Raw genomic sequence first — 23,792 nt, forward strand, 5'->3', positions numbered from 1 at the left:
GCTTATCAAAATTCACACCAAATACCGTGTGATTTGCGACAAGCCGGGCGCATTTGCCAAGTGGCGCAAACCCGCGCTGGCTGCGGCATCCGCAAGACCTGGGGCAGCAGGCGCAGCACTGCCCGGCGGCTCATTTGCCGATTGAATGGCGCAATCATCCGTTTGAATTTGACGGCTTGCCCGGCAGGCCTTGAAATGGCATGAGAGACAAAGCGCCAGCGGACCGGACCGCGCCGCTCCCCACAACGAAAGCCAGCAGGGACACCCATGCCAGCCACACAAGGGAAGATCATTCCCATCGCCGTCCTCAATGCCGCTGTTGCCGGCAGCGCACTCGGCGCCCATGAGCGCGAGGCCGTCGAGCACGCCATTGCCGTCCACGCCCGGCGCCCCGGCCCCCTGATCGAGTTGCTGCACGCCGTGCAGGACATGCTGGACCATATCCCCGAAGCCGCCGTGCCGCGCATTGCCGATGCGCTGAACCTCTCGCGTGCCGAGGTGCATGGCGTCATCTCCTACTACCCCCATTTCCGCAGCACGCCAGCGGGCCGCCATGTGCTGCAGGTCTGCCGCGCCGAGGCCTGCCAGTCGCGCGGTGCGGACGCGCTGCTGGCCCACGCAGGCCATGCGCTGGGCTGCGGATCGAGTGGGCACGGGCATGGGCATGCAACCAGTGCCGATGGCGCCGTCACGCTGGAGCCGGTCTACTGCCTGGGCCTGTGCGCGTCATCGCCTGCCGTGATGCTCGATGGCCAGCCCCATGCGCATGTCTCGGCCAACGGACTGGATGCACTCATCGCGCAATGCCGCCAGCCGAAGCAGGCCGGCGAGCCGGCGGCCCAGCCTGCGCATGCAGGGGCAGGGGCAGAGGCAGGAGCAGGGGCAGGCCCCGGCGTGCGCGTCTATGTGCCCCGCGATGCCGCCGCGCTGGCCGTGGGCGCTGACGCCGTGGCCGGCGCCCTGCAGCGCGAGTGCGCGGCGCGCGGCCTTCAGGTGCAGATCGTGCGCAACGGCTCGCGCGGCCTGCTGTGGCTGGAGACCCTGGTGGAGGTCGAGACGCCCGAAGGCCGCGTGGCCTACGGCCCGGTCACGGCCGATGCGGTGCCGGGCCTGATCGATGCCGGAATGCTGCAGGGCGGCAGCCATGCGCTGTGCCATGGACTGACCGAGGCCATTGCCTACCTGGCGCGCCAGGAGCGCCTGACCTTTGCGCGCGTGGGCGTCATCGACCCGCTGAACCTGTCCGACTACGCAGCCCATGGCGGCTGGCAGGGGCTGGAGCGCGCGGCGCGCATGGAGCCCGCGGCCATCGTGCAGGAGGTGCTGGATTCGGGCCTGCGCGGCCGTGGCGGTGCGGCGTTTCCGGCCGGCATCAAGTGGAAGACCGTGGCCGCCGCAGCGGGGCCGCAAAAGTACATTGCCTGCAATGCCGACGAGGGCGACTCGGGCACCTTCGCCGACCGGCTGCTGATGGAGGGCGATCCCTACACGCTGATCGAAGGCATGGCCATCGCGGGCCTGGCCGTGGGCGCCACGCAGGGCCTGGTCTATGTGCGCAGCGAGTATCCGCATGCCATCGCCACCCTGCGCGAAGCCATTGCGCGCGCCGAGGCCGCAGGCTGGCTGGGCCGCGACGTGGCCGGCAGCGGACGGGCCTTCCACATGGAGGTGCGCAAGGGCGCGGGCAGCTATGTCTGCGGCGAGGAAACGGCCATGCTGGAGAGCATCGAGGGCCGGCGCGGCATCGTGCGCGCCAAGCCGCCGCTGCCGGCCATCGAGGGGCTGTGGAGCCGGCCCACGGTGATCAACAACGTGATCACGCTGGCCACGGTGCCGCTGATCCTGGCGCGCGGCGCGGCTTTCTACCAGGGCTTTGGCATGGGCCGCTCGCGAGGCACGCTGCCGTTCCAGCTGGCCGGCAACATTGCGCGCGGAGGGCTGGTGGAAAAGGCCTTCGGCCTGAGCCTGCGCGAACTGATGGAAGACTTCGGCGGCGGCACGGCCACCGGCCGCGCCATCAAGGCCGTGCAGGTGGGCGGCCCGCTGGGCAGCTATGTGGCGCCGGCCGACTGGGATGCGCCACTGGACTACGAGGCCTATGCCGCCAAGGGCAACGTGGTGGGGCACGGCGGCATCGTCGTGCACGACGACACGGCCGACATGGCGCAGCTGGCGCGCTACGCCATGGAGTTCTGCGCCATCGAGTCCTGCGGCAAGTGCACGCCCTGCCGCATCGGCTCCACGCGCGGCGTGGAGGTCATCGACCGCATCGTGCGCGCCGGCACCGACCCTGCCGCCCACGCCGGCCAAGTGGCCCTGCTGGAAAGCCTGTGCGACACCATGCAGCATGGCTCCATGTGCGCCATGGGCGGGATGACGCCGTATCCCGTGCGCTCGGCGCTGAACCACTACCCCCAGGACTTCGGCATCGAGTCCATCACGGCCGCAGCGGCTGCCTGAACGGAGAACACCATGCTCGACCATTTGAAGCAAGCCGACTGGGGCACGCCCGCCAGCCCGTCCGAACGCCTGATCACCCTGGAAATCGACGGCCGCGAGGTCTGCGTTCCCGAGGGCACCTCGCTGATGCGCGCTGCCATGGAAGGCGGCGTCAGCGTGCCCAAGCTGTGCGCCACCGACAGCCTGGAGCCCTTCGGCTCCTGCCGCCTGTGCCTGGTGCAGATCGAGGGACGCAAGGGCTTTCCGGCCTCGTGCACCACGCCGGCCGAGCCCGGCATGAAGGTGCGCACGCAAAGCCCGCAACTGCAGGAGCTGCGCCGCGGCGTGATGGAGCTGTACATTTCCGACCATCCGCTGGACTGCCTGACCTGCAGCGCCAACGGCGACTGCGAACTGCAGGACATGGCCGGCACGGTGGGCCTGCGCGAGGTGCGCTACGGCTTCGACGGCGCCAACCATTTCAAGGGCCAGGCGCGCGCCGAGGTCGATGTCTCCAACCCGTACTTCAGCTACGACCCCAGCAAGTGCATCGTCTGCAACCGCTGCGTGCGCGCCTGCGAGGAGACGCAGGGCACCTTTGCGCTGACCATCTCGGGCCGGGGGTTCGATTCGCGCGTCACGGCGGGGCAGGGCGGCAGCTTCATGGACAGCGACTGCGTCAGCTGCGGCGCCTGCGTGCAGGCCTGCCCCACGGCCACGCTGCAGGAAAAGACCGTGACCGAGCTGGGCCAGGCCGGGCACAGCGCCATCACCACCTGCGCCTACTGCGGCGTGGGCTGCGGCTTCAAGGCCGAGATGAAGGGCGAGCAGGTCGTGCGCATGGTGCCCTGGAAGGACGGCCAGGCCAACGAGGGCCATGCCTGCGTCAAGGGCCGCTTTGCCTGGGGCTATGCCACGCACAAGGACCGCATCACCCGGCCCATGGTCCGCGCGAAGATCACCGACCCCTGGCGCGAGGTCAGCTGGGAAGAGGCCATTGCCCACACGGCCAGCGAGTTCCGCCGCATCCAGGCGAAGCACGGCAAGGACTCGATTGGCGGCATCACCTCCTCGCGCTGCACCAACGAAGAGGCCTACCTGGTGCAAAAGCTGGTGCGCACGGCCTTCGGCAACAACAACGTCGATACCTGCGCGCGCGTGTGCCATTCGCCCACGGGCTATGGCCTGGGCCAGACCTATGGCACCTCGGCCGGCACGCAGACCTTCAAGTCCATCGAGCACACGGACGTGGTCATGGTCATCGGCGCCAATCCCACGGCCGCGCACCCGGTGTTCGGCTCGCGCATGAAAAAGCGCCTGCGCGGCGACGGCCGGCGTGCGGGCGCCAAGCTCATCGTCATCGACCCACGCGAGATCGAGCTCGTCAAGTCGCCCCACATCCGCGCCGACTACCACCTGCAACTGCGGCCCGGCACCAACGTGGCCATGATCACCTCGCTGGCCCATGTCATCGTCACCGAAGGCTGGCTGGCCGAGGACTACATCGCCGAGCGCTGCGATGCCAAGTCCTTCGCGCAGTGGAAGGAATTCGTGGCCCGGCCCGAGAACTCGCCCGAGGCCATGGCCGAGGTCACCGGGGTCGCTCCCGAACTCGTGCGCGGCGCCGCGCGCCTGTATGCGCTGGGTGCCGAGGACCACGCGGCGGGCACTCCCGTCAACGCGGCCATCTACTACGGCCTGGGCGTGACCGAGCATGCGCAGGGCTCGACCATGGTCATGGGCATTGCCAACCTGGCCATGGCCACGGGCAACGTGGGCCGTGAAGGCGTGGGCGTGAACCCGCTGCGTGGCCAGAACAATGTGCAGGGCTCCTGCGACATGGGTTCCTTCCCGCATGAGCTGCCCGGCTACCGCCACATCTCGGACAGCACGGTGCGCGCCGAGTTCGAGGGGGCCTGGGGCGTGGCGCTCAGTCCCGAGCCCGGCCTGCGCATTCCCAACATGTTCGAGGCGGCCCTGGCCGGCAGCTTCATGGGCCTGTACTGCGAGGGCGAGGACATCGTGCAGTCCGACCCCAACACCCAGCATGTGACGGCCGCGCTCTCGGCCATGGAATGCGTGGTGGTGCAGGACATCTTCCTCAACGAAACCGCCAAGTACGCCCATGTCTTCCTGCCGGGTGCATCCTTCCTCGAAAAGGACGGCACCTTCACCAATGCCGAGCGCCGCATCTCGCGCGTGCGCAAGGTCATGGCGCCGCTGGCCGGCTATGCCGATTGGGAGGTCACCCAGCTCCTGGCCAATGCGCTGGGCTACGCCATGCACTACACGCACCCGAGCGAAATCATGGCCGAGATCGCCGCGCTCACGCCCAGCTTCGCGGGCGTGAACTACGACAAGATCGACCGGCTGGGCAGCGTGCAATGGCCCTGCAATGACAGCACCGAAGAGGCCGGCACTTCCATCATGCACAGGGACCGCTTCGTGCGCGGCAAGGGCCGCTTCATCATCACCCAGTACGTGGCCACCGACGAGAAGGTCACCCAGCGCTTTCCGCTGCTGCTGACCACGGGGCGCATCCTGTCGCAGTACAACGTGGGCGCCCAGACCCGGCGCACGCACAACAGCCACTGGCACAGCGAGGACCGGCTGGAAATCCATCCGCATGACGCCGAGGACCGCGGCATACGCGACGGCGACTGGGTCGGCATCGCCAGCCGCGCGGGCGAGACCGTGCTGCGCGCCACCGTCACCGAGCGCATACAGCCCGGCGTGGTCTACACCACCTTCCACTTTCCCGAATCGGGCGCCAACGTCATCACCACCGACAGCTCCGACTGGGCCACCAACTGCCCCGAATACAAGGTCACGGCCGTGCAGGTGCTGCCGGTCCCCCAGCACGCCCAGCCGTCCGACTGGCAGCGCGGCTTTGCGCGCATGCACGAAGAGCAGATCGGCCTGTTGCAAGCCGCGCAGGCAGGCAGCATGGCCGTGGCGGGAGGCAAGTGATGGACAGCGCCAACCTGGTCCGCATGGCCAACCGCATCGGCGAGTTCTTCGAGGCCATGCCCGAGCGCGAAGAGGCCCTGCAGGGCATTGCCGAACACATCCGCAAATTCTGGGAGCCCCGCATGCGCGCCGAACTGGCCCGCGTGCTGGCCAGCCCCGACGAGGCCCAGGCGCTCAAGCCCATCGTGCGCGAGGCGCTGGTGCTGCATCCGCTGACCTTGCCGTCGGCGGCGCAGGCTTAGCCAAACTGCTTCTTCTTCGCCATCTCCCGCGCCAGCTCCACAAAGCCGGCAGCGGCCGGCGACAGCCGTTCCATGCTGCGTACGGCCAGGCCGGTGACGCGGCGCTGGCGGGGCGCGAGGCTGCGGTAGACCATGCCTTCAGGCGCCTGCTCGGGCACGGCCAGGCGTGCGGCAATCGCAATGGCGTGACCCTGGGCCACGAAGCCCTGCATGGAGGACATCTGCTCGAAGTGGTAGATGGCCGCAGGCTGGGCGCCTGCCTCGGCCAGGAAGCGGTCGATGTGCGCGCCCGACCCGGCCGAGGTGCGTACAAAGGCCTCGCCCTGCAGATCGGCTGCGCGGATGCTGCGCTGGGCCGCCAGCCGGTGCGATGCGGGCAGCAGCGCCACCAGTTCGTCTTCCACCAGGGGCACGGTCTCGAAGCGCTCATCGGGCAGCACGACGAAGCCGATCTCCACCCGCCGCTCCAGCAGCCACTTGACCACGGTGTCGTCGTTTTGCTCGTCGATCTGCACCAGCACGGCGGGCTGGCGGCGGCGGTATTCGGTGATCAGCGGTGGCAGCAGACGCAGCGAAGAGGTGGCGCCGAACGAGGCCACGCGCAGCGTGCCGCGCGCCATGCCGCGTTCGGCATCGGCCTCCTGCCGCAAGGCCTCCTTTTGCTGGAGGATGTCGTTGGCGCGCTGCAGCAGCCGCGTGCCTGCGTCGGTCAGCGGGGAGTGGGGGCCTTCGCGCCGCACCAACTGCACCTGCAGCTCGCCTTCCAGCGCGCGCAGGGCATGGCTGACGGCGCTCTGGGTAATGCCCAGCAGCGCGGCTGCGCGCGAGAAACTGCCGGCGCGGGCCAGCGCCGCGAACACTTCGAGCTGGGTGAAGGTCATGGGATCACGGTGTCCAGGTCATGAGCATTCGCTCATTTGTCTATGAATCGATATGAGCACATAGTACGCGCCATGAATTTTCAACGCTTCTTCGGTCCCCACCTGCGGCTTGTCGGCATGGCCCTGCTGTGGGGCGCTTCCTGGCCTGCGGGCCGCGTGGTGGCACAGAACATGCCGCCGCTGGCAGCCGCCAGCCTGCGCTTCCTGCTGGCCGCCGCCGTGCTGCTGCCCTGGCTGTACTGGGCCGGTGGCATGGCCGGTCTCAGGCACTGGAGCGCCAAGCGCTGGCTGGGCATGGCGGCCGCTGGCGCCACGGGCGTGTTCGGCTATGCGGCCTTTTTCCTCATGGGGCTGCAGCATGTGCCGGCCGGCAAGGCGGCCCTGGTGATCACGCTCAACCCGGTGCTCACGCTGGCGCTGGCGGTCTGGCTGTTCGGCGAGCGGCTCAACCGCACCATTGTCCTGGGCATGGCGCTGGCGGCCTGCGGCGCCGTGGTGGTGATCTCGCATGGCCAGCCGCTGGCGCTGCTGCAGGGATCGGTGGGCGCGGGCGAGCTGCTGATCCTGGGCTGCGTGGTGTGCTGGGTGACCTACACCCTGATCGGCCGCTGGCTGCTCACGGGTGTCGATGCGCTGTCGGCCACGGCCGTGACCTCGACCATGGGCGCGGCCATGCTGCTGGTGGCCAGTCTGGTGGTGGAAGGGCCGGCCGGCCTGCAGGCTGCCGTGCTTGGCAACGGCACTGCCTGGGGCGCGCTGGCCTTCCTGGCCTTCGGCGCCACGGCGCTTGCCTATGCCTGGTACTTCGACGGCGTCAAGGCGCTGGGTGCGGGTGCGGCCTCTGGCTACATCACCCTGGTGCCCGTGATCGGCGTGGCGCTGTCGGCGCTGTGGCTGGGCGAGAGCATCGATGCCAGCATCGTTCTGGGCGGCGGCATGGCCGTGGCCGGCACGGCGCTGATGAACTGGGGGCGCAGGCCTGCGGCTGCGGTGCACGTGGTTGCCAAGCGCACCGCAGTCCAGAGCTGAACGGACTCCGTCCGGTTCAATCCAGCGAGGCGCCCGAGGTGCGCACGCGCTCGCCCTGCACCTGGTAGTCGCGCGCCAGGAAGTCGCGGTATTCGGCGGGGCTGGAGGCCACGGCCACGTAGGAGAACGCGTCCACCTGGGTCTTGCGGAATTCGGGCTCCAGCAGCACGCGGCGCACATCGGCGGCGATCTTCTCCACCAGGGGCGCCGGCGTTCCAGCCGGTGCCAGCAGGCCGATGTTGAAGACAGCCTGGATGTCGCGCACGCCGGCTTCCTTGAAGGTGGGCACATCCGGCAGGGCGATGCTGCGTGTCTCCGAGGACACTGCCAGGGCCTTGAGCTTGCCCGACTTGATGTGCTGCTCGATCACCGACACGCCCAGCACCGCTGCGTCGATCTGGCCGGCGATGACTTCGGGGATCAGCGGTGCAGCGCCCTTGTAGGGCACGTGCACCATCTCCAGCCCTTCCTGCTTGGCGAACATGGCCAGCGGCAGGTGCACGATGCCGCCCGCGCCCGATGAGCCATAGGTCAGCGGTTTGGTCTTGCCTGCCTGGCGTGCCTGAGCGATGAACTCCTGCAGCGTGCCGGCCTTGGAGCTCTGGGGCACGAAGAAGACCATGGGCACGCTGATCAGGCGGGAGATGGGGGCGAAGTCCTTTTGCGGGTTGTAGGGCAGCTTCCTGTACAGGTGCGGGTTCATGGTCAGCGACGCTTCGGTCGCGGCGAACAGCGTGTAGCCGTCGGGTGCGCTCTTGGCCACGTACTCGGCCCCGATGATCTCGTTGGCGCCTGTGCGGTTGAGGATGACCACGGGTTGGGACCAGACCTTGTTCAGGCGCGTGGCCAGCGCGCGTGCCAGGTTGTCCACGGGGCCGCCGGCCGCGTAGGGCACGACGATGTTCACCGGCTTGGAAGGAAAGGCTGCCGGAGCCTGGGCGTGTCCCAGGGCGGGCACGAGGGCCACGGTGGCGGTCAGCAGGGTTGCGGCGATGCGATGCAGGCTGGTCATGGTGCGGGAAGCGGGTACGGTGAAGCAGGCCGCACTCCAAGGGGCGGCCTGCTGTGGAACGGAAGAATCGAAAAAATGGCAGGCCGGAAGGCCCCGGAAGGCCCCGGAAGGTGGCGGAGCCTCAGGCGCGCACACGCTCCATGCGTGTCAGCGGCAAGGACTCGCCTTCGCTGACTGCGGGCTGCAGCACAAAGTCGAAGCGCGTGCGGACGAAAGGCGCGTTCACGCCCAGCGACTCATAGCCGGCCGGCGCCACGCCGCGCTCCAGCTCGACGATCAGGCCGTCACGCGTGGCGAAGGCGAAGTCGTCGTCCAGGTAGGTATCGCCGGGCAGGTTGACCTGGGTGGTCAGCGTGCGCATGCCGGGTGCAACCACGAGAAAGTGGATGTGGGCGGGACGATGGCCGTGGCGTCCCAGCGCGTCGAACAGTTCCGAGGTGGGGCTGTTCGGCGGTATGGAGTAGCCGGGCGGCACATAGCTGCGAAAGCGGTAGCGGCCCTGGTCGTCGGTTTCTATGCGGCGGCGCAGCTCGTAGGGCTTCATGCCCGGGAAGAAGTGCGAGTAGCCGCCCTGGACATTGGCATGCCAGACATCGATGAGCGCATGCGGCAAAGGCCGGCCGTCAAGATCCAGCACCCGTCCTTCCATCACGAAGACCTCGCCCTGGGGCTCGCCCTCGTCCAGGCGCGCCTCCGCTTGCGACAGCGGTGCGCCGGCCACGAACAGCGGGCCTTCGATGGCGCGCGGCGTGCCGCCCGCACGGCCGGCACGCGCATCGGCCTCGTCGCTGCGGATGTCCAGCAGCCGGTCGAAGCCCAGACCTGCCGTGATCAGGCCCAGCTGGCCGCTGCTCCCAAGGCGGCCCAGCCAGTCCACGGCGGCCCAGAACTCGTCGGGCGTGACATCCATCTCGTCGATGGTGTGGAACAGATCGCTGACGATGCGCTGGGTCAGCGCCCGCACGCGGTCGCTGCCAGGGGCGATCTGCTTGCTGTTGACCAGATTCAGCAGCTGGTCCTGGGACAGTTCGGACATGTTTGTCTCCTCGTGGTTTTATGGGATGTCCTGGAAAAGAGAAGCGCTCAGTCCATGCTGATGTTGCGCTCCGTGATCACCTTGGTCCAGCGCACGGACTCGGCCTGCAGGTGCTTGGCCGCTTCCTCGGGCGTGGAGCCCACGACCTCGGCGCCAATGGCCTTGAAGCGTTCGAGCACGTCGGGCTGCTTCATCTCGGCCACGAAGACCTGGTTGAGCTTCTTGACGATGGCCGGCGGCGTGCTGGCGGGCATGAAGACGGCGAACCAGGGCGAGACCTCGTAGCCCTTGATGCCGGCCTCTTCCATGGTGGGCACGTCGGGCATGCTGGACGAGCGCTTGGCCGTGGTCACGGCCAGGGCGCGCAGCTTGCCCGACTGGATGTGCGGGCGCGCCGAGGTGATGGAGTCGAACATGTAGTTGACCTGTCCGCCCAGCAGGTCGGACACGGCCGGGCCCGATCCCTTGTAGGGGATGTGCAGGATGTCCACGCCGGCCAGTGAGTTGAACACTTCGCCCGCCAGGTGGATGGAGGTGCCGTTGCCGGCCGAGGCATAGGTCAGCTTGCCGGGCGAGGCCTTGGCGGCGGCCACCACGTCGGCCACGCTCTTGACGTTGGGCTGGGTGGAGTTGGTGACCAGGATGTTGGGCACCACGGCCAGCACGCCCACGGGGGCGAAGTCCTTGATCGGGTCGTAGCTGAGCTTGCGGTACAGCGGCTTGTTGGTGGCCATGCCGATGGAGGTGATCATCAGCGTGTAGCCGTCGCCGGGCTGCTTGGCCACGAAGTCGGCGCCGATGTTGCCGCCGGCGCCGGGACGGTTCTCGATCACGAAGGGCTGGCCCAGCGTGCGGCCGGCCTTCTCGCCCAGGGTGCGCGCAATGGCGTCCATGGCGCCGCCCGGCGGGAAGGGCACGATCCAGCGGATGGGCTTGCTGGGCCAGTTGGCCTCGGGTGCCTGCGCATGGGCGGCGGGCATCACGGCGGACAGGCACAGGCCTGCGGCTGCGGCGGTCAGAAAACGGCGTTTCACATTCACTTCAGTTGTCTCCGAAAAATTTGGTCTTGGTTTGGGCTGTGCTCAGGCGATGGCCGAGGGATGCCTTGCCAGCGGCGTGACCTGGATGTCCATGTAGGGGAACAGCGGCAGGCCCTGCAGCAGCTCGTGCAGCTCGTCGTTGGAAGCCACGTCGAACACGCTGTAGTTGGCGTACTCGCCGACCACGCGCCAGATGTGGGGCCAGCGGCCGTCGTGCTGCAGCTGCTGGGAATAGGCCTTCTCGCGGGCCTTGATCTCGGCTGCCACGTCGGCGGGCAGGTCGTGGGGAATCTTCACGTCCATGCGGACCAGATAAAGCATGTTTGTCTCCAGGAGGAATGAAAGGAATTCAGGTCGCAGCCCCAGTCCGGGCCTGCCCCATGTCGAAGTGCTGCGGCTGGCTGCCGGCCAGCGCGCGGTCGAAGCGGTCCAGCTGCTGCAGGTCGATCTCCAAGCCCAGGCCGGGCCCGTCGGGCAGTTGCAGCTCGAAGTCGCGGATGGCCATGCGCTCGGTGACGATGTCGTCCACCAGCAGCTGGGGGCCGAACAGCTCGCAGTTGTAGTGCTGCCCGCCCAGCGTGGCAAAGACATGGGCCGAGGCGGCCGAGCCGATCGAGGTCTCCAGCATGGTGCCGCCGTACCAGCCGATGTCGGCCGCCTGGGCAATGGCCGCCACCTTGCGCGTGCGCAGCAGGCCGCCGTGCTTGGCCACCTTGAGCGAAAACACATGGCTGGCCTGCTCGCGCGCCAGGCGCATGGCGTCGTAGGGAGTGCACACGCTCTCGTCGGCCATGACCAGGGCGCCCTGCAGCGTGGCCGTCAGCTCGCGCAGCGCGGGCACGTTCCAGCCGGCCACGGGCTGCTCGATCAGGGTCACGCCGGCATCGATCAATTGCGGCAGAAAGCGCCGCGCCGTGGCGCCGTCCCAGGCCTGGTTGACGTCCACGGTCAGCGTGGCGCGGCCCTGCAGGCCGCGCGCGATCTCGCTCACATGGGCCACGTCGGCCTCGGGCGTGCGCGCGCCGATCTTCATCTTGAAGATGCGGTGGCGTTTTTGTTCCAGGCGCAGATGGGCCTCGGCCAGGTCGCGCTCGATGTCGCCGCTGGCCAGCGTCCAGGCCAGGGGCAGGCTGTCGCGCTGCTTGCCGCCCAGCAACTGCCACACGGGCAACTGCAGGCTGCGGGCCACGGCGTCCAGCAGCGCGATCTCGACGGCGCTCTTGGCAAAGGCATTGCCCTTGCAGGCCAGGTCCATGCGCGAGAGGCAGGCCTCGAAGCGCGCGCCGTCCTGGCCGATCAGGCTGGGCGCCAGGTGGTTGGTGATGGCGTGGTGGATGCTCTCGGGCGATTCCTCGTTCCACGACGGGCCGCCGATGGTGGCGGCCTCGCCAAAGCCCGTGGCGCCATTGCGCAGCCACAGCTGCACGATCACCGGGCTTTGCCGGCTGATGGAGCCGAACGACAGCTTGTGCGGACGGATGGTGGGAATGTCGAGGATCCGCGCCTCGATGCGCTCGATCAGGAAACGGTCTTGCATGCCACAAGCGTAGTGGCATGTATTGCACTGTTCCAGTGAATTATTTTCCAGGAATTGTTCGATGAAATCGATGAATTGAGTGCGTGCGGCAATCCGTCGTGCCGACGGTGTGCCGTCACTCTAGATGCTGCCGGGCCGGTGGGATGTGGCAGGCTGCACTGGAGCGCTTGCGCCAGGGGAGGCAGCAGACAGCGGCAAACCCGCCTGACCCTGCAGCCAATGCAGGAGCGGATGAATTGCGGTGATGCAGTGTGCAGTCTGGCGCGATGATTCGGCGATGAAGTGCTGGCGGCCGATGTGACGGATTCCGATGGCGAGAAAAAGATCTCGGTCTATCTGAAAAGGCAATCCGGCAAGCAGATGGCCAAAAAACTGGGCGTGAGCAAGATCAATGAATTCGCGAGCACGGAAGAGGCTTCCTATTTCAAGGAGACCAGCAAGAAGACCACCTTGATGGTGGGCTCGGCCGATGAATTGCACATCAGCAATTCAGGAAAGAGCATCCGCTTCAATTCGGCAGTGGCTTGCCAGATGATCAAGTGAAGCGGCATCGGTATGCCACGCACCGGATCGTGAAGAAGAGGCCGCAACGCAGGAAGCCAAGCGATGATGTGGACGGAGGGCACGTGCAATTGGCCGAGAATGCAGGAATGCAAAATACAAAGCGCTCCACATTCGGCATGCGCAGCTTGCACACCGCGTGTGCATCCCTGTATGCAGCGGCCATTGTGCCGCTGCTTTCTTGCCTGGTGGCAGCGAGTCCAGCGCAGGCCCAGGCACTGTCCGTTCAGGTTCCCCATGGCCTGGATGGCTCGGCTGCCATGCGGGAAAACATGGCGTACGGTGTAGATCTCTGGTTGATGGCCCACGACAATGCGCGCCGTGTACTGCTGCTGGATCGCTGCACTGCACTGGATCGGAAGTTTCCCCAGCAAGCTGCGCCAGCAATGGTTGCGGCAAGCACGGAAGTCCTGCGCTGGATGACAGGCGAAGCATATTCCGATCTGCCGCCGGAGCCCTATTCGGTAGCCGTGCGCGAAATGCTCCCGGTTCTGGCAAAGCACGCGTTCAGCGAAAAGGAGCTTGCATCGTGGGATACCTTGCGCAATTCACCGCAGGGCCGTAGAGGGCGGGCCATACGAGAGGTCCAGTTGGCGCTGACAAAGGCGGCCGGCAGCCTGGTCGACGTGAGTTCAGGGCGCTATTGGAACTGGCCGTTGGCGCGAGCAGCGCGGCTTGCCGATGCCCATGGCCTGAGAGAGCAGGTCGATGCAGCATTCGAGGCGCTTGAGCCCGGAGCCGCCGCATGGCTGCGCGGTGTCAGTGTCGTTCCCGGGGAAACGCCGGCAGATGAAAAGTTCACGGGCCGCATCGCTGCTTCCGGCACGCTGTTGGCCCAGCATTTCATCGATGGCCTGGCACCCTTGGACAAGGAGGCGTATGAGCGCATCGAGCAAGTCAAGTTGCTGTATCGCTGGATAGATATCACGCAGGCGCTCAATCGTTTCGCCGCCAGGCCCAATCTGCCCTTCTTGCGCGGAGAGCCTATTCCCGAAACCGTGGCCGGCTTTTGTGACAGCGTGGGCTTGCCATCGTGCCAGCCCGGCGGTGAACTGCACACGGCCATCACCGGATACCAGGTGGCTACCGGCAATGCCGCACGCAGCGATGTGCCGATGAATACCACCCGTCGCATCGTGCATGGCCTGCCTGCCTCAGGTTGCGGCCCGATGTCCGGACCAGCCTATGGTGCCAGAGGCAGGCACTCGGCGAGCTCGGTGTCCGCGCCCTAGCCTTCTGTACCAGATGTCTGCCACCATGGAAATGCCCCGGGCGATGGCCAGCCCCAGGTGGGCAGGAGGCTCTGGTGCCGCGTGACGCCCATGTTGCCACCTCCTTGCCGCGAGGCTTGGGCTGCATGGCGGGCTGACAGGGTGGCTCGGCGCGCGGCTGGGAACCTTCAGAAACTGCTGCGCAGCGTGACCATGATGCTGCGCGGCAGGCCGTAGTAGTTGCTGCGCGTGGCCGTGCCCACGCGCTCCCAGTAGACGCGGTCGAAGAGGTTGTCGATGTTCACGGCCAGCTTGACCTTGGGCGTGAGCGGGTAGGCGGCATAGACGGACCAGACGCCGTAGCCGCCCGCGCGCCAGCGCACGGTGCCCAGGGTGTCGTAGAACTCGCTGACGGCGCGCACGCCCGCGCCCAGCTCCAGCCCCTGGGCCACGGGGCCGGCCACGCGGTAGCGCGCCCACAGGTTCACGCTGTGGCGCGGCGACATGGTGCTGAAGTCGGTGCCCGTCTGCGTGACGGTGCCCTGCAGGTATTTGGAGCGCATGTAGGCGTAGCTGGCCGCCACGTCCCAGCGCGGCGACAGCGAGCCGACCACTTCGGCCTCGAAGCCTTCGGAGCGCACCTTGCCTGCGGGGATGACGAAGGCGGCATCGCCAGGGTCGGCCAGCGCGCGGTTGGTGTCCCGCATGCGGTAGACGGCGGCGGTGGCGTTCAGGCGTCCGTCCAGCAGGCTGCCCTTGATGCCGGCCTCCACCTGCCGGCCCTCGCGCGGGGCGATCTGGCCGCCGCCGGCCAGGCGCCCGCTTTGCGGCTGGAAGATGCGCGACTGGCTGGCGTAGAGCGTCCAGCTGTCGTTCAGATCGAGGAGCACGGCGCCGAAGGGCGTGAACTGGCCATCGACCTCGTAGCCCGAGCGCGTGTTCTGCAGCCGATCCGAGGTTTCTGTCTTCCACCAGCTCTTGCGCGCGCCCGCCACCAGGGTGAGGGCCTGCGTGGGCTTGATGCGCAACTGGCCGTAGACGCCGCGCAGGCTGGTGCGCGTGATGTCGTCGGCGAAGGGCTTGAAGCTGGGCTCGGGGATGGAGGAGGGGTCGTAGTGGAACAGGTCGGCCGGCGTGTTCATGGCGCCGCGCAGCATGCGCAGGTGCATGTTGGAGCTGCGGTAGTCCGCGCCCGCGATGAAATGGTGCGTCTGCCCGGCCCATTGCCAGGGCGTGCTGTAGTAGATGTCGGCCGTGGTGTCGGCGTAGTCGCGGTCCACGGTCTGGGCCTGGGTGAACCGGCTGATGCCGGTGTCCGAGACGGCCGAGTAGCCGTTGATGTACTTGTCGCGCTGCTGGCGCAGCACGCGGCGGGCGGCCACCTTGAACAGGCCGCCGCCGTCGAGCCGCGTCTCCGACTCGATGAAGCCGGCCAGCGATTCGGGCGCGGCGCGGCCCCAGTCGGCGGCAATGGCCACGTCGCGCGGAATGGGGGCCAGCCTGCCGTCGGCGTGGGCGGGCAGGCCGGTGTCGTAGTTGCCCCGGCCGCGCTGCCAGGTGGCGCCCACCGAGACCGTGCTCTGGGAAGTGATGTCCAGCTCCACCGTGCCGTACAGGGCCTGCTTGTGGCCGTCCATGGCCATCACGGGGCTGCCGAAGTTCTCGTGCAGCGCCACCACCCGGCCACGCAGGCGGCCATCTTCGGACAGCGGGCCGGTGACATCCACCTCGGCCCGCTTGCGGCCCCGCGAGCCCAGGCCGATGGCGCCCTGGCCCTGGTAGTCCGGCAGGGCGCGCTTGCGCACCAGGTTGAGCATGACGCTGGGCTCGCCCGCGCCCGAGAACAGCCCGGCCGGCCCGCGCAGGGCCTCGACCCGGTCGAACAGGGCCAGGTCCAGCGTTTCCTGGGTGGCCGGGTTGCCGCTGACGGTGAGACCGTCCAACTGGTAGGTGGAGGACTGGTAGCCGCGCGAGAGGATGTCGCTGCGCCCGCCCGTGCTGCTTTGCCGGCGCACGACGATGCCGGGCACCACCTTGGCGGCTTCGGTGAGCTCCACGAAGTTCTGGTCATCGAGCTGCGCGCGCGAGATCACGGACACGGACTGCGGCGTCTCCCGCGCCGTCAGCTCGATCTTGGTGGCCGCGCTGGCATAGGGCGCCCGGTAGCTGCCCGTGCCTTCCGTGCGGCCGTCGCGCAGGGCCGTGGCCGTCACCCGCACTTCGTCCAGCGCGGTCTGCGGGCGCGCCGGGGCGGGGCGCAGCAGCCAGCCGCCCTGGGGCTGGGCAGAGGCTTGCAGGCCGCTGCCGGCCAGCAGGCGCTGCAGTGCCTCGGCCGGCTCCAGGCGGCCCTGGACGGCGGGCGCGGTCTTGCCTGCCAGCAGGGCGCTGTCGGCCGCGATGCTGGTGCCGGTGGCGCGCGCCAGGGCCTTGATGGCGTCGGACAGCGGCTGGGCCGGCAGGTCGATGTCGGCAGGGGCGGCCAGGGCTGGCGTGCAGGCCAGTGCCGCCGCGCAGGCGAGCAGGGACAGGCAGGCGCGTGCCGGGCGGGAGGAAAGAGGGCGGGCGGGCATGGCGGGAACGTTCTCCTGGAAATCGGTTGTGCTCGCCTGTATGACGGGGCAGCCCGCCGGATCCCTGATGTGTGTTGGCCGCTTTTTTTCAGTTTTTCCGGATTTTTTCCGGCGCCGTGCTGCGCGGGGCCAGCCAGGTGGCGCCGTCGCGCTCCTGCACGCGCACGGCGGCGATGCGCGGCAGCGCGTCCAGGAAACTCTCCACATCGGCGCGCTGCACGGCGGCCGTGATGCGCGGCCCGCCCGTGCCGTCGGCTACGGCCGCACGCACGGGCTGGCGGCGCCAGCGCGACAGCGTGGCGGCGATCTCGCCCAGCCCGGCGCTGTCGAAGACGATGAGGCCGCGTTCGATGGACGAGAAGCTGTCGCGCGCATCACGCTGCACGCGGCGGGGGAGGGTGCTGGCGTGGGCGCCATCGGCACCGGGGGCGGCACCGGGTGCGGCACCGGGGGCGGCACCGGCGCTTTCGTCCGGCAGTTCCCCTACTTCGCCAGCCTGCAGCAGCAAGGACGGTGCTCCGTCAGCACCTTTCACCGCCAAACGCACCGTGCCATGCTCCACGCTCACCCGCACCAGGCCCAGCAGCCGGTTGACGGTGAAGCGCGTGCCCAGCACGGTGATGCGCGCCTGGCCTGCGTCGATGGTGAAGTGGCGGTCTGCATCCCTGGCCACGTCGAACAGGGCCTCGCCCTGCTCCAGCACCACGGCGCGCTGGCGGCGCGTGTAGCGCGTGGCGATGCGGCTGGCCGGTCCCAGGGTCAGCACGCTGGCGTCGGGCAGGTTCAGCACGATGCGTTCGCCAATCGCACTGTCGCGGGCCAGGGCGAACACGGTGGCGTCCTGCCATTCAAGCCAGCCGCGCCATGCCAGCAGGCCCGCCGTGCCCAGGCCGGCAACGCCCAGCACGCCGCGGGTGATGGCTGCGCGGCGCGTGTTGCTGCGTGTGTTGCGGCGCTGGCGTGCGGCGGTGTTCACGGCCGTGGCCAGGGCCTCGGTGCGGGGCGTGGAGTCGAAGTCCTGCCACAGCGCCTCGAAGGCGGCGTATTCGGCGGCGTGGCGCGGGTCGGCGTCCATCCAGGTGCGCCAGGCGGCGGCGTCGGCGGCGCCGGGCTGCGCTCCCGCATCCCGGTGCATGCGTATGAACCAGCGCGCGGCCTCTTCGCGCGGCGTGGTCATGGCGCGAGCAGCTCGCGCGCGGCGCGCAGGTCCAGCAGGGCGCGCATCAGGTGGCGCTCCACCATGTTCAGGCTGATGCCCAGCGTGGCAGCAATCCTGGGCTGGGAATGGCCTTCCACCTTGCACAGCCAGAACACCTCGCGGCAGCGCGGGGGAAGCCCTTCGATGACCCGCTGCGCAGCGGCCAGGCGCTGCTGCAGATCGGCCAGCACCTCGGCGGAAGGCGCGGTGAATGCTTCCTGCACGGCGATGGCGTCCGCGCGCCTGCCGGGGGCCGTGGAGTCCGGCTCGCCTGCCAGGTCGGGCAGGGGCACGAAGCGGCGTTCATGCGCCATCTGGTCCGCGAGCACGGTACGCGCCACCACGCGCAGATAGGCGTGCGGCTGGGCGATGCCTTCATGCCTGCCGCTGAGGGCGTAGCGCACGAAGGCGTCATGCAGCACATCCTGCGCACGGTGGATGCAGCGCGTGCTGCGCCAGATGGCGGGCAGCAGGCTGCCGTAGGCCCAGCGCAGGTCCAGGCCCAGCCAGGCTGCGGGAGTCGGATGGCGTGTCATACGAACGGGAATGGAGGCCGGGCGTGCCGACCGGCAGGTTCAGGGAGCAGGGTTGCGGCATTCTAAATGAGACTTTTTCTCATTTGTTGCCGAGTGCCCACGCGCGCTCTGCCCTGTCTGGCTCCGCTACAGCAATTCCGCCGGCCGCGTCTCCGATGCGCCGGTGCGGCAGGGCAGGGTGATGCGAAACAGCGACCCGCCTTCGGAGCGGTTGCTGGCGGCGATGGTGCCGTCCATGGCGTCGATGATCTTGCGGCAGATGGCCAGGCCCAGGCCGGTGCCGCCCGAGCCGTTGCGGGTTTTGCTGGACTGCACGAAGGGCTGGAAGATCTTGTCCAGTTCCTGCGGCGGAATGCCCGGCCCCTGGTCGGAGACGGCGATGCAGATATCGCCCTGCTCATCGATGCGGCCCTGCACATCGATGCGCCCGCCGATGGGTGAGAACTTGATGGCATTGGCCAGCACATTGCGCACCACCTGCTGGAAGCGCACGGGGTCGGCCTTGGCGATCAGCGGCGTGTCGTCGAGCTCCAGCCGCAGGTCGATCAGCTTTTGCTGCTGCTGCGGCTCCAGCTCGCGCACCACGGGCCGGATCAGGCTCCTGAGGTCGGTGCGCTCCACGTGGATGGTTCCCACGGCGCTTTCCAGCTTGGCCACGTCCAGCAGGTCGTTGACCAGGGCCAGCATGCGTATGCCCGCCTCGTGGATGTCGTTGAACATGTCGGCCATGGCGGGATTGCCGCGCGAGCGCAGGCCGCCCAGCTCGGCAAAGCCCATGATGGACTGCAGCGGGGTGCGCAGCTCATGGCTCATGTTGGCCACGAATTCCGATTTCACGCGGAAGGCCTCTTCGGCCGCGTCGCGGGCTTCGCGGGTGGCATGCTCGGCTGCGCGGAATTCGCTCACGTCCACAAAAATGCTGAGCACGCCGGTGATCTGGCCCTGGGCATTCTTGACGGCTGCCTTGGAGATCTGCACATCGCGGTAGCTGCCGTCCACATGGGGCAGCCGAGCCTCCACCATCATGCGCTGGCCCGAGCGCATCACGACCTGGTTGCTGCGCATCTGCAGCAGGGCATCGTCGCGTGCGTGCAGGCCCTTGATCTCGTGGCCGAGCACGGCGTAGCGGCCCCGGCCGAAGAAGTCCTCCCAGGCCTTGTTGACCAGGGCCACGCGCTGGTCCGCGTCGGTGACCAGCATGGGCAGGGGCGTGGTCTCGAACAGCAGATGCTGGAAGGCCAGCTGGGTCTGCAGTTCCTGCTGGGCCTTCCAGCGGGCGGTCACGTCCACGGCGCTGCCGGCAAAGCCCACCAGCCGGCCGTCGCGCAGCAGGGGAACCACGGCGATGTCGCAGAGCATCTCCCGGTTGCCCGGCAGGCGGAACATGGCCTGGCAGTTGCGCGGTGCCAGCCGGGCCAGTGGATCGAGCAGGGCCTGGATCTGCGCCAGGTACGAGCCGTCCACGATGTTCTCCAGCGGCTGGCCCACGGCCTCGGCGCTGGGCTGGCCGGTCAGCTGCTCCCAGCGCGCGTTCACGAAGGTCAGCAGTCCCTGGCTGTCGGTGCGAAAGATCAGCTCCTGCACGCTGCGCATGAGCACGGCCATCTCATGCTCGCTGCGCGCCAGGCGCGCCTGTGCCTGCTCCATGGCCTGCAGTGCCGACTTCTGGACCCTGCGGGTCTTGAGCACCGACCAGCTCAGTCCCAGCACCAGGGCCAGCAGGGCCACGCCGGCCACGAAGAAGGCAAAGGCGTTGTCCCGCCAGCGCGCCACCATGGCCGCGTAGGGCTCCTCCACCACCAGCAGTAGCGGCCAGTTGCGCACGGTGCGGAACGACACGATCTGGTGGCGCCCCAGCATGCCCGCGCCGATGTAGGAGCCGAATTCGCTGTGCGGCAGCCATTCCTGGAACAGCGGCGTCTGCAGCGCGGCGGCCGCCTGCACGCCCGTGCCCTCATTGGTGCTGGCCAGGGGCCGGCCGTCATAGGTCAGCAGCACGGCCTCGTAGCTGAGGGTCTCCAGCGTGGACTGGTAGAAGTTGGCCACGGCGTCGGGATTGATCAGGGCCACCAGCACGGCGGGCATGCCGTTGTCCTGGTGGAAGGCCAGCAACTGCGGCAGGAAGGACACGCCGCGCGGCGTCGGATGCGCCCGTGGCGCCAGCGACGACAGGCTGCGGCCGGGCACCAGCCGGCCCAGCTGGGGCTTGCCGGGGACGAGGACGGCCGCCTTGTCGTGCAGCAGATCCTGCGTGTTGATCTGCTGGCCGGCCTCCCCGGCCTGGGTGCTGGCCAGGATGAGGCCCTTGTCGTCGATCAGCGCCATGCTGCGCAGGTAGGGCAACTGGGCGATCAGCAGGGCCATGGCGGCCTCGCGCGTGCCGCGCCCACTGCCTGCGGCCACGATGGCCGGGTTGTGCGCCAGGCTGGCCAGGGCCATTTCGGTGTTCTCGAAGGTCTTGGCCGTCTGGTCCTCCAGCACGCGGGCCAGCAGCGAGGCCTGGGACTTGCTCTGGTCCGCATCGGCATGCAGCTGGCTCCAGACGAAGAGCACCAGTCCGGCGAGCACGCACAGTGCAAAGGTCAGCACCAGCGCCTTGATGTGGGCACTGCGCCGGGCTCCGAGAAAATGATGCGCGGCAGCTCGTTCAGACATGATGAAGGTGCTCCATCGGAAGTTTCAGGGCGCGACGATGGCGGTCAGGCCGTTGTGGCGCGCGGCCCTGGCCAGGCGGCCGTCGCGCTTGATGTCCGAGACGAACTGGTTCAGGCGCGCCAGCCACTGGGCGTCGGCAGGGCTGGCCGCATAGCCGTAGGGCAGCACATGGAAGGGCTGGGGCGGCGCGATCAGCTGCACCCAGTCCGAGCTGTCCAGCAGCTTGCGGCTGTACGGGTAGTCGGTCATGAACACGTCCACGCGCCCGGCCATGAGTTCCTTTTCGCGGGTTTGCGGCGGCTCCACCAGCACCAGGTGCGCATGCCTGAGCGACTCGCGCATGACCGGCTCCATGAAGGTGCCGCGCTGCACGGCCACCTGCACGCCGGGCTGGTCGATGTCGGCCCAGCTGCGCACGGCGGGGTTGCTCTTGGTGGTGATGCCGTAGATATCGCTGCTCAGGTAGGGCTGGGTGAAGCGCAGCTGCTGCTGGCGCTGCGGCAGGATGCCGACGGCGAACATGGCCACGTCGCAGCGCGACTCCAGCAGGTCGGGCACCAGCCGCGAGAAGGACGAGTCCACATGCTGCAGCCGCGCGCCAAGGTCCTTGGCCAGCTCTGCCGAGAGCTCCGCGTCGATGCCCGTGAGCCTGCCCGTGCGTGCGTCACGGTAGGTGATGCCGTAGTAGTCGGGCCAGATGCAGACCTTCAGCGTGTGGCTGCTGGCCACGCGGTCCAGCACCTCGCCGGCCCGTGCTGTGCCAGGCCCCATGGCCAGCACCGCCACCCAGACCGGCACCAGTGCCAGCAGCAGCGCCTGTACAACGGGCAGCACAGCGGGCAGCACAACGGCCCGCACCAGCGCGGACAGGCGCGCGGCGTTCCCGGACGGTATCTGCCATCGGCCCGCGGCGGCCTGCGTGTGCATCGTCATCAGTCGCTCCTGTAAAGACTGGCCAGGGTCTCCAGCAGCCGGTTCGGGCTGAAGGGCTTGAGCAGGTATTCGTCGGCACCGGCATTGAAGCCCGCCTCGCGGTCCTGCGCACTGCCCCGGGCCGTCAGCAGGATCACCCGCGTGTGCCGCAGGTCGTAGGAGGTCTTGATGCGGCAGCACACCTCCAGGCCGTCCAGCGTCCCCGGCATCATCATGTCCAGCAGCACGACATCGGGCTGGCTGCGCTGGGCCAGGGCCCAGGCTTCGTCACCGGTCGGCGCCTCCATGACTTCGTATGCGCTGGACTCCAGCGTCATGCGCAACAGCTTGCGGATGTCGGCTTGGTCTTCGGCGATCAGTATCTTCTTCATGGCGGGCCTTTCGCAACGCAGTTGAAGGGTTCTGCGTTGGATTCAATCATAAATATCAAATTCATCAAATTTGTATTGAATTTTTTAATCGTATTTGATGCAAAATTGCTGCCATGTCCGAGAACAGCACCCCACCAGGCCAAATTCCGCACTACACGACCGCTGAGGTGGCCAAGCTGCTGGGCATGGCGGTGCGGTCGGTTCAGCTCATGGTTGATCGCGGCGATCTGGAGGCCTGGAAAACCCCCGGGGGCACCGGCGCATCACGCGCGCCTCCGTGGAGCGCTGGCGCGGCAGGCAGGGCGATGCGGCCACCACGTCCGGGGCGCCAGCGGCGGCCCCGGCGCCCGCTCCCGCGCAGGCCGGCACGGGCCCGCGCGTGCTGCTGATCGAGGACTCCGTGCACTTCCAGAACCTGGTGCGCCTGCTGGTGCAGCGCCACTTTCCCGACGTGCAGCTGCACGTGGCGCACGACGGGATCACCGGCATGGCGCTGTACGGGCAGATCCAGCCCGACGTGCTGCTGGTGGACATCCTGCTGCCCGACATCGACGGCGCCGCCCTCATCACCACCTTGCGCACGCATGAGCAGTTCGCGCGCTGCAAGCTTTTGGTGGTCACCTCGCTGGATGCGGCAGAGCGCGAGGCCTACGCCTTTGCGCTGGGCGGCGCGCGCGTGATCCACAAACCCCAGCTCGTGCAGGAGCTGCCCGAGGCGCTGGGCGAACTGCTGGGCAGGCAGGCAGCGTGAATCCGGCCCATCCTGCGGTCCTGCTGGTGGAGGACGATGCCTCGATTGCGCGATTCGTCACGCTGGCGCTGGAGGGCATGCCCCTCAACCTGGTGTCCTGCGCGAGTGCGGAGCAGGCGCAGAGCCTGCTGCAGAGCCAGCCCTTTGCCCTGCTGATCACCGACCTGATGCTGCCCGGCGCCTCCGGGGTCGAGCTCATCGAATGGCTGCGCAGCTCTCCGCAGGCAGGCTGCAGCGCCGTGGTCTTCAGCGCCGGCGTGCGGGCCGACGTGGCGCTGCGGCTGGAGCAACTGCAGGTCTGGGGCGTGCTGCGCAAGCCCGTGTCGGTGGCGCAACTGGTGGACTGCGTGGAATCGGTGCTGGCGGCGCAACCGGCCGGCTCGCCCGCGCCAGCCAGCGTGCAGGCTGCCGGTGCGGATGTGCCGGTGGATATGCAGGTGGATATGCAGGCGGATGTGCCTGCGGATATGCCGGCGGATGGCGGCCCGGCCGCCGTCTCCAGCTACTTCGGCGGCGATGCCGCCCTGTTCCACAGCTACCGCGCCAGCTGTCTTGCGCAGTTGCCCGACGATGTGGCGCTGGGCGAAAACCTGCTTGCCGCGCGTGATGCCGCGGCGCTGCGCCGGCTGGCGCACAACCTCAAAAGCGTGCTGCGCCTGCTGGGGCACGAGCAGGCCAGCGGCCTGGCGCAGACGCTGGAGCAGGCCTGCCTGGCCAGCGACTGGGCGGGCGCCACCGATGCCTGGCGGCAACTGGGCGCGGCCCTGCTGGGAATGCTGGACGGCGCGGGCCAGCGGCCCCGGCGCGGCTGACACCGCGC

The 23,792-nt window shown here is 68.4% G+C and carries 19 protein-coding genes and 1 pseudogene; 8 read left to right on the top strand and 12 right to left on the bottom strand.

Translation table 11 applies throughout. The features are described from left to right. The first annotated feature begins 267 nt into the window (after positions 1 to 267). From CLV01_RS08910 to CLV01_RS08920, 3 genes are read left to right on the top strand one after another with little or no spacing between them, the layout of a single operon-like run. Complete coding sequence (locus CLV01_RS08910) at positions 268 to 2,460, top strand: formate dehydrogenase subunit gamma (protein ID WP_099734514.1); 2,193 nt, start codon at positions 268 to 270, stop codon at positions 2,458 to 2,460. 12 nt (positions 2,461 to 2,472) lie between these two features. Further along, positions 2,473 to 5,409, top strand: coding sequence for a formate dehydrogenase subunit alpha (gene fdhF / locus CLV01_RS08915; protein WP_099734513.1), 2,937 nt, complete (start codon positions 2,473 to 2,475; stop codon positions 5,407 to 5,409). Continuing rightward, positions 5,409 to 5,651, top strand: a complete 243-nt coding sequence (locus tag CLV01_RS08920; RefSeq protein ID WP_099734512.1) for a formate dehydrogenase subunit delta — start codon at positions 5,409 to 5,411, stop codon at positions 5,649 to 5,651. Before fdhF ends, CLV01_RS08920 begins: the two co-directional genes overlap by 1 nt. Here the strand turns inward: CLV01_RS08920 and CLV01_RS08925 are convergent. Then, on the bottom strand, positions 5,648 to 6,532 hold the full coding sequence (locus tag CLV01_RS08925; RefSeq protein ID WP_071954523.1) for a LysR family transcriptional regulator: 885 nt from the start codon (positions 6,530 to 6,532) through the stop codon (positions 5,648 to 5,650). The two genes, CLV01_RS08920 and CLV01_RS08925, sit on opposite strands and share 4 nt — an antisense overlap. A gap of 72 nt (positions 6,533 to 6,604) precedes the next feature. Here CLV01_RS08925 and CLV01_RS08930 point away from each other — a divergent pair, with 72 nt between their 5' ends. Next, on the top strand, positions 6,605 to 7,561 hold the full coding sequence (locus CLV01_RS08930; protein ID WP_099734511.1) for a DMT family transporter: 957 nt from the start codon (positions 6,605 to 6,607) through the stop codon (positions 7,559 to 7,561). Between the two features lie 16 nt (positions 7,562 to 7,577). Here CLV01_RS08930 and CLV01_RS08935 read toward each other — a convergent pair whose 3' ends face one another. From CLV01_RS08935 to CLV01_RS08955, 5 genes are all read right to left on the bottom strand, one after another. Beyond that, positions 7,578 to 8,573 (bottom strand): Bug family tripartite tricarboxylate transporter substrate binding protein, encoded by a 996-nt coding sequence (locus tag CLV01_RS08935; protein WP_071954525.1) that lies wholly within the window; start codon positions 8,571 to 8,573, stop codon positions 7,578 to 7,580. A gap of 121 nt (positions 8,574 to 8,694) precedes the next feature. Next, positions 8,695 to 9,609, bottom strand: coding sequence for a dioxygenase family protein (locus tag CLV01_RS08940; RefSeq protein ID WP_099734510.1), 915 nt, complete (start codon positions 9,607 to 9,609; stop codon positions 8,695 to 8,697). 47 nt (positions 9,610 to 9,656) lie between these two features. After that, entirely contained in the window at positions 9,657 to 10,649 is a 993-nt protein-coding gene (locus CLV01_RS08945; protein ID WP_012203793.1) for a Bug family tripartite tricarboxylate transporter substrate binding protein, read from the bottom strand. 42 nt (positions 10,650 to 10,691) lie between these two features. Continuing rightward, entirely contained in the window at positions 10,692 to 10,970 is a 279-nt protein-coding gene (gene catC / locus CLV01_RS08950; RefSeq protein WP_012203794.1) for a muconolactone Delta-isomerase, read from the bottom strand. 28 nt (positions 10,971 to 10,998) lie between these two features. Then, positions 10,999 to 12,186 carry a muconate cycloisomerase family protein gene (locus tag CLV01_RS08955; RefSeq protein ID WP_099734509.1) on the bottom strand — a complete coding sequence of 396 codons (1,188 nt, stop codon included), beginning with the start codon at positions 12,184 to 12,186 and terminating at the stop codon, positions 10,999 to 11,001. 282 nt (positions 12,187 to 12,468) lie between these two features. Between CLV01_RS08955 and CLV01_RS08960 the strand changes: the two genes are divergently transcribed. Then, the gene (locus tag CLV01_RS08960) at positions 12,469 to 12,729 is read left to right on the top strand and encodes a hypothetical protein (RefSeq protein ID WP_099734508.1); all 261 of its coding nucleotides are present in this window, start codon (positions 12,469 to 12,471) and stop codon (positions 12,727 to 12,729) included. Between the two features lie 83 nt (positions 12,730 to 12,812). After that, complete coding sequence (locus CLV01_RS08965; RefSeq protein WP_143290086.1) at positions 12,813 to 13,979, top strand: hypothetical protein; 1,167 nt, start codon at positions 12,813 to 12,815, stop codon at positions 13,977 to 13,979. Between the two features lie 167 nt (positions 13,980 to 14,146). On the opposite strand, the gene CLV01_RS08970 is transcribed toward CLV01_RS08965, so the two are convergent. The 6 genes from CLV01_RS08970 to CLV01_RS08995 form a co-directional block, all read right to left on the bottom strand. Beyond that, the gene (locus tag CLV01_RS08970; protein WP_099734507.1) at positions 14,147 to 16,528 is read right to left on the bottom strand and encodes a TonB-dependent siderophore receptor; all 2,382 of its coding nucleotides are present in this window, start codon (positions 16,526 to 16,528) and stop codon (positions 14,147 to 14,149) included. A gap of 88 nt (positions 16,529 to 16,616) precedes the next feature. Then, positions 16,617 to 17,705: a FecR family protein gene (locus CLV01_RS08975; RefSeq protein ID WP_099734506.1), complete on the bottom strand. Its 1,089-nt coding sequence runs from the start codon at positions 17,703 to 17,705 to the stop codon at positions 16,617 to 16,619. After that, entirely contained in the window at positions 17,702 to 18,262 is a 561-nt protein-coding gene (locus CLV01_RS08980) for an RNA polymerase sigma factor (protein ID WP_013803880.1), read from the bottom strand. Before CLV01_RS08980 ends, CLV01_RS08975 begins: the two co-directional genes overlap by 4 nt. A gap of 126 nt (positions 18,263 to 18,388) precedes the next feature. After that, complete coding sequence (locus tag CLV01_RS08985) at positions 18,389 to 20,917, bottom strand: sensor histidine kinase (RefSeq protein ID WP_099734505.1); 2,529 nt, start codon at positions 20,915 to 20,917, stop codon at positions 18,389 to 18,391. A gap of 24 nt (positions 20,918 to 20,941) precedes the next feature. Then, positions 20,942 to 21,850, bottom strand: coding sequence for an ABC transporter substrate-binding protein (locus tag CLV01_RS08990; protein ID WP_099734504.1), 909 nt, complete (start codon positions 21,848 to 21,850; stop codon positions 20,942 to 20,944). Further along, entirely contained in the window at positions 21,850 to 22,221 is a 372-nt protein-coding gene (locus CLV01_RS08995) for a response regulator transcription factor (RefSeq protein WP_012203798.1), read from the bottom strand. Before CLV01_RS08995 ends, CLV01_RS08990 begins: the two co-directional genes overlap by 1 nt. A gap of 113 nt (positions 22,222 to 22,334) precedes the next feature. On the opposite strand from CLV01_RS08995, the pseudogene CLV01_RS09000 reads away from it, so the two are divergent. Together CLV01_RS09000 and CLV01_RS09005 are read left to right on the top strand one after the other, a co-directional pair. Continuing rightward, positions 22,335 to 22,972: pseudogene (locus CLV01_RS09000) on the top strand (response regulator). Next, positions 22,969 to 23,784 carry a response regulator gene (locus tag CLV01_RS09005; RefSeq protein WP_099734503.1) on the top strand — a complete coding sequence of 272 codons (816 nt, stop codon included), beginning with the start codon at positions 22,969 to 22,971 and terminating at the stop codon, positions 23,782 to 23,784. Before CLV01_RS09000 ends, CLV01_RS09005 begins: the two are co-directional and overlap by 4 nt. Positions 23,785 to 23,792: the final 8 nt, after the last annotated feature.

The organism is Delftia sp. 60 (assembly GCF_002754395.1).
In the GTDB taxonomy this organism is placed as follows: domain Bacteria; phylum Pseudomonadota; class Gammaproteobacteria; order Burkholderiales; family Burkholderiaceae_C; genus Comamonas; species Comamonas acidovorans.